This is a genomic window from Gammaproteobacteria bacterium (genome assembly GCA_016765075.1).
GTDB lineage: Bacteria > Pseudomonadota > Gammaproteobacteria.
On the sequence record JAESQP010000064.1, the window covers coordinates 1 to 6,636 of the forward strand.

The following is a 6,636-nucleotide window of genomic DNA, read 5'->3' on the forward strand; positions in this document are numbered from 1 at the left end:
TTATCATTTGCAATACCGATGCCAAAGCAATAGAACAAAGCAGGATTCCCAATAAAATTCAGCTCGGACCTTACCTGACACAGGGATTGGGGGCCGGTGCGGATCCCGAGGTAGGTAAAAAAGCTACTGAAGAATCCCTCGAAGAAATTAAACGTATTCTGGAAGTAAATACCAAAATGGCTTTTATTACCGTGGGAATGGGTGGTGGTACCGGTACCGGTGGTGCTCCAGTGATTGCACAGGTGGCTAAGGAAATGGGTATATTGACAGTCGCTGTAGTGACTAAACCGTTTTCATTTGAGGGCAATAAGCGCGCAGCAATTGCTGATGCTGGGATAGAAGCCTTAGGTCAGTACGTCGATTCCCTTATTACTATTCCTAACGAGAAATTGCTCTCCGTATTTGATCGCAATACATCGCTGCTTGATGCCTTTAAAGGCGCCAATGATGTGTTGCTTGGTGCAGTGCAGGGTATTGCTCAGTTAATCACTCGTCCGGGTTTGATTAATGTTGACTTTGCTGATGTGCGTACAGTGATGTCCGAAATGGGCATGGCTATGATGGGTTCAGGTGTGGCGAGCGGTGAAGATCGTGCTAGAGAAGCTGCCGAACGTGCAGTGGCTAGCCCCTTACTGGAGGATATTAATATTGCTGGCGCGCGCGGTATTTTGGTTAATGTCACCGCAGGCCTGGATCTTTCTGTTGGTGAGTTCGCTGAAGTAGGCGATACCATTAAAGCTTTTGCATCGGATGACGCCACAGTTGTGGTGGGCACGGTATTGGATGCAGAGATCGGTGATGAAATTCGTGTCACCGTTGTTGCTACAGGTTTAGGTCAGGAGTTGCGCAAGCCTGTTGAGGAAACACCCGTTAGGTTGGTGTATAAAGAAGCGAATGGTGGTGAAGTCGACTATGAGAATCTGGATCGCCCTACCGTACTGCGCGGTAATCCAGTTGCAACAGGGGGACATTATGCGGGTCAAGGTTCATCTAGCAGCAATCTGGAATATCTTGATGTGCCTGCATTTTTACGTCGCCAAGCCGATTAAGGGTCGATTAAGGGAGGATACAGCTAGGCAAGGTAAACTATGCCTACAGTTTGTCGAAAGTGTGATATTGGCATCATTTTTGACAATTGATACTGTTGTAGTGTAAAAGGCCAGTACAAATCAAGCTAAGGGGCGAGTGAGACTCGACTGAGACATTATGATTAGACAACGAACTCTAAAAAATGTGATTCGCGCAACGGGTGTGGGATTGCATACCGGTAAAAAGATATTGCTAACGTTGCGCCCCGCAGCCGTGGACACGGGCATTATTTTTCGTCGTATTGATCTTGATGATAATCCTGAGATTCCGGCACATCCTCATAACGTAGGTGATACCAGCATGTCGACCACGCTGGTACATAACGATATTCGCATATCGACGGTTGAGCATTTACTCTCTGCTATGGCAGGGCTCGGCATTGATAACGCCTATGTCGATATTAGTGCTGCTGAAGTGCCAATTATGGATGGTAGTGCTGGTCCGTTTGTATTTTTACTGCAATCGGCTGGCATCGAAGAGCAAAATGCTGCCAAGCGTTTTATTCGTATTAAACAGGTTGTCGAAGTCGTTGATGGTGACAAGTGGGTGCGGTTTGAGCCTTTCGATGGTTTCAAAGTAACGTTTAGCATCGACTTTGATCATCCAGCGTTTCGCGAGCGCGCACAAACAGCCACGCTGGATTTCTCGACTACTTCCTTTGTTAAAGAGGTCAGTCGTGCACGTACATTTGGTTTTATGCGTGATCTTGAACAATTACAAGCACGTAATTTAGCCCTGGGCGGAAGCATGGAGAATGCGATTGTAGTAGATGACTACCGTATTCTTAATGAAGATGGCCTGCGCTATGACGACGAATTTGTTAAGCATAAAGTGCTTGATGCGATTGGTGATTTGTATCTGTTGGGACACAGCCTGATTGGCGCATTTAGTGGTCATAAGTCTGGTCACGCACTTAATAACCGTTTGTTGCGTGAATTGCTTAGCAACGAAGAAGCTTGGGAAATTGTTACGTTTGATGAATCTGAGCCGGCACCAATATCGTTTACTCAGCCTGTCTCTGTTAGTTAGTATGAGACACTACACTGGTTCTCACGCTAACGCTGTCGTTTTACATTACCCGTGTCGGTGCCTTTAGGTCGTGTCTACCGTATTGGGCGATACCTTTACTTTGACGTAGCGAATGTTGGGTAGCGTCGACTCTTGTTTGAGTTTGCGGATGAGATCACGGCTTAAGTAACGCAGTTTGGACGCCCAGGCTGGTGAGTCAGTGACAATCGTTAATTCAGCGTCGTTAATTGCCGTCACCCAACAATGGTCATGCATTGCTAGCGGTAGGTATTTGGTTACTTGCTGAGTCAGTTCCATACGAGCACTGGCACCAGCGATCAAGTCGGACAGACCGCCTTGGCGAGCGCTGAGTATTTGGTGGATTGATTTTGGTCGTGAAGTTGAAGTTGTCATTGAGCTTGCTTATTACGTTTTACAATCACCTGGTTAGACAGGCTCCTAGGTATTACCAGCTTAGCAGTGTTACTATTTCGCACGCAAGTCGTATATTTCCCCTAAACTCACATAAGTTGTTCATTCTAAATATAAAATGGTTGCAAATATTTTTAAAAAAGTCTTTGGTAGTCGTAATGACCGCTATATAAAACGCCTGCGCCCGACCGTTGAGCGCATCAACACGCTTGAGGCCGATGTCAGCCAACTGTCTGATGAAGATCTTGCCGTTCGCACCGAGGCATTACGCCAGCGTGCGACAGAGGGTGAATCGTTAGATAGCCTTATCCCCGATGCTTTTGCTGTGGTAAGAGAGGCAGGTAAGCGTGTTCATAATATGCGTCATTTCGATGTCCAGCTTATTGGCGGCATGGTCTTGAACCAAGGCAAAATTGCCGAAATGCGTACCGGCGAAGGTAAAACCCTGGTTGCTACTCTTGCTGCTTATCTCAACGCTCTGTCGGGAGAGGGTGTTCACATTGTCACCGTCAACGACTACCTGGCTAAGCGCGATGCCGAGTGGATGGGACAAATATACCGCTTCCTTGGCATGTCTGTTGGCGTAATTTACAGCGGTCAGGATCAGCAAGAAAAACGCGCTGCTTATGCCTGCGATATTGTTTACGGCACCAATAATGAATTTGGTTTTGATTATCTTAGAGACAATATGGCGTTCTCAGCCGGTGATCGTGTTCAGGGTAAGCTCAATTTTGCCATTATTGACGAAGTGGACTCGATTCTGATTGATGAGGCACGCACGCCGCTTATTATTTCCGGCGCAGTTGAAGATAAAACAGATCTGTATGTCAAGGTCAATACGCTTATTCCTGCTCTTACCAAGCAAGAAGAAGAGGATGGTGATGGCGACTACAGTGTTGATGAAAAGGCAAGACAGGCTTATTTGACTGAAGACGGTCACCAGCATGTTGAGGAGTTGCTCGAAAAGGCAGGTCTTTTGCAAGCGGGTGAGAGCCTATACGATGCTGCCAACATTATGTTGATGCACCACATTAATTGTGCCTTGCGCGCTCATGTTTTATTCCAAAAAGATGTGCACTATGTTGTCAATAACAATGAAGTGATCATTGTCGATGAGTTTACTGGTAGAACCATGCCAGGACGACGTTGGTCGGATGGTTTGCATCAAGCGGTAGAGGCCAAGGAAGACGCAGCTATTCAGCAAGAGAACCAGACCTTAGCATCGATTACCTTTCAAAATTTCTTCCGCTTGTATAACAAGCTCAGTGGTATGACCGGAACAGCAGATACTGAGGCATTCGAGTTTCAGCAGATTTACGGTCTTGAAGTGGTTGTCATCCCAACGCATCGCAGTATGGTGCGAGATGATATGACGGATTTGATTTACCTGACGGCTAATGAAAAATACGCTGCCATTATCGAGGATATCGAAGATTGTTATCAACGACAGCAGCCGGTGTTAGTCGGTACGGCCTCCATTGAAACGTCTGAATATTTATCAGGCTTGCTCAGTAAAGCCAAGGTTAAGCATGAAGTGCTTAATGCCAAGCAGCATGAGCGTGAGGCAGATATTATTGCTCGGGCGGGAAGCCCCGGTGCTATCACCATTGCCACCAATATGGCGGGGCGTGGTACCGATATAGTCTTAGGTGGCAACCTTGAGTCAGCGTTAAATAAGATTAATGACGATGACAACACTGCGCGTCAAGCCGCTAATGATGAGTGGCAGTCATTGCATGAACAAGTATTAGAGTCTGGTGGGTTGCATGTTATCGGCACAGAGCGCCACGAATCGCGCCGTATCGACAATCAATTGCGTGGCCGCTCTGGTCGCCAGGGTGATGCCGGTTCTACACGTTTCTATCTTTCGCTAGAAGATAATTTGATGCGCATATTTGCTTCGGATCGTGTTGCTAAAATGATGCAAAAATTGGGCATGCAAGAAGGTGAAGCCATTGAGCATGGCCTGGTTTCCAAAGCCATTGAGAATGCGCAGCGTAAAGTCGAAGGCCATAACTTTGATATTCGCAAACAATTATTAGAATACGATGATATTGCCAATGATCAGCGTAAAGTAGTTTACGAACAACGTAATGAGTTGATGGACAGTGACGATGTGTCTGACACTATTCATGCGATTCGTGAGGATGTAGTCAACGAAGTGATTAGCCGTCACTTGCCGGCTGGCAGCTTAGAAGAGCAATGGGATGTGCCGAACCTAGAAAAAGATGTCGAGCAACAGTTTGCCATGAGCACACCTGTACGCCAATGGTTGGATGACGATGAAAGTTTGCATGAGGAAACTTTGCGTCAGAAAATTTTTGATATGACCGTGGAGGCTTACCAGGAAAAAGAAGATCAAGCAGGCCCTGAGGCTATGCGTCACCTTGAAAAAGCAGTAATGCTAAGAGTGTTAGATAGTCTCTGGAAAGATCACCTGGCAGCAATGGATCATCTGCGCCAAAGCATTAATTTACGTGGCTACGCACAAAAAAACCCCAAGCAGGAATACAAACGTGAAGCCTTTGATATGTTCAATAGCTTGCTTGAGCGTATTCGCCTGGAAGTTGTCAGCATTATTAGTCGCGTACAGGTGCGTGATGAGGAAGATGTTGAAACGATTGAAGCGCAGCGTCGTCGTCAGCAGCCATCAGAAATGCAGTATCAGCATGCCGAGAGTTCGGCTATACCCGATCAGTCTGAGAGGGATGGGCAAGCAATAGAACATGCAAGTAAAACCTTTGTTCGTGCGCAGCCTAAAGTTGGCCGTAACGAGCCTTGTCCTTGTGGTTCAGGTAAAAAATACAAGCAATGTCACGGCAAGCTAGCTTAGTTTATCTTTATTTAGTTAGAATAGTGTGAGCAATACGCTGACTTCATTGGTTGCCGTTGAGCAAGACACTAAGCCTATCAAAGGCATCCGTCTCGCCACTGCATGTGCAGGTATTAAGCAAACTGAGCGTGATGACGTTACCTTGATTGAGTTGGCTGAAGGTAGCGTGTGCGTTGCAGTGTTTACACAGAACTGTTTTTGCGCTGCGCCCGGAGTGCTAGCCAAACAACATTTACAACAGACTTCACCACGTTATTTATTAATTAATAGTGGCAATGCCAATGCCGGTATGGGTGCGATTGGGCTTGACGATGCCAAGACCAGTTGCCGTGAGTTGTCAGCGCGCACCAAAGTTGATGAGACATCGATATTGCCTTTTTCCACTGGCGTTATTGGTGAACGTTTAGCGGTAGATAAAATAACCGCAGTCATGGATGAATTAGTTTTAGACTTGGCAGAAGACCATTGGTCGGCGGCGGCAACGGCTATAATGACCACAGATACCGTTGAAAAAATCGCCTCGGTACAGTTTGAAAGTGGTGGCCAAATTGGCACTGTCAGCGGTATTGCCAAAGGCTCCGGTATGATCCACCCTGATATGGCGACTATGCTCGCCTATATTGCGACGGATGCCAAAGTGGATGACGGCATTCTATCTCACTGTTTAAATAAGGCCGTTGCTCAGTCATTTAACTGTATTACGGTTGATGGTGACACCTCAACTAATGATGCCTGTGTATTGATGGCAACCGGGCAGAGCAGCCTTGAGGTGAGTGGTGTGGATAGTGCTGCTTATCAGGCGTTGAGTACTGCGGTTGATTCAGTGTGTCAGGCCTTAGCGCTGGCCATTGTGGCAGATGGCGAGGGCGCGACGCGTTTAGTCCATATTGAAGTCACCGGTGGTCAGTCTCAGCAAGAGTGTCGTAAAGTGGCTGATACGGTGGCTTTATCACCGTTGGTTAAAACCGCTTTCTTTGCGCAAGATCCCAATTGGGGTAGAGTATTGGCCGCCGTTGGGCGTGCTGGTATCGATGATCTTAATACCGAAAAAGTGACGCTTCACCTTAATGACGTACTCATTGCAGAAAATGGCTCGCGCGCCGCTAGTTATAACGAACAAGCAGCAAAGCAAGTCATGCAGCGACGGGAGTACTGTCTTTGTATTGAGCTAGGTCGTGGCACTGAAACAGCACGGGTATCCACTTGTGATTTATCTTACGACTATGTGCGTATCAACGCGGAATATCGTAGTTAGCTAGGAGCCTGCCCGAGAA

At 46.9% G+C, this 6,636-nt stretch carries 5 protein-coding genes; 4 read left to right on the top strand and 1 reads right to left on the bottom strand.

Annotated elements, in window-relative coordinates; genetic code table 11:
• Both ftsZ and JKY90_03925 read left to right on the top strand, forming a co-directional pair.
• On the top strand, positions 1-1,049 hold a 1,049-nt coding region (gene ftsZ / locus JKY90_03920), incomplete at its 5' end, for a cell division protein FtsZ (GenBank protein MBL4851412.1).
• Positions 1,050-1,206: 157 nt separating this feature from the next.
• Positions 1,207-2,118, top strand: coding sequence for a UDP-3-O-acyl-N-acetylglucosamine deacetylase (locus JKY90_03925; GenBank protein ID MBL4851413.1), 912 nt, complete (start codon positions 1,207-1,209; stop codon positions 2,116-2,118).
• A 63-nt stretch (positions 2,119-2,181) separates the two neighbouring features.
• Here JKY90_03925 and JKY90_03930 read toward each other — a convergent pair whose 3' ends face one another.
• The gene (locus JKY90_03930) at positions 2,182-2,511 is read right to left on the bottom strand and encodes a DUF721 domain-containing protein (protein MBL4851414.1); all 330 of its coding nucleotides are present in this window, start codon (positions 2,509-2,511) and stop codon (positions 2,182-2,184) included.
• 136 nt (positions 2,512-2,647) lie between these two features.
• On the opposite strand from JKY90_03930, the gene secA reads away from it, so the two are divergent.
• Positions 2,648-5,362 carry a preprotein translocase subunit SecA gene (gene secA, locus JKY90_03935; GenBank protein MBL4851415.1) on the top strand — a complete coding sequence of 905 codons (2,715 nt, stop codon included), beginning with the start codon at positions 2,648-2,650 and terminating at the stop codon, positions 5,360-5,362.
• Positions 5,363-5,387: 25 nt separating this feature from the next.
• Positions 5,388-6,617: a bifunctional glutamate N-acetyltransferase/amino-acid acetyltransferase ArgJ gene (gene argJ, locus JKY90_03940; GenBank protein MBL4851416.1), complete on the top strand. Its 1,230-nt coding sequence runs from the start codon at positions 5,388-5,390 to the stop codon at positions 6,615-6,617.
• Positions 6,618-6,636: the final 19 nt, after the last annotated feature.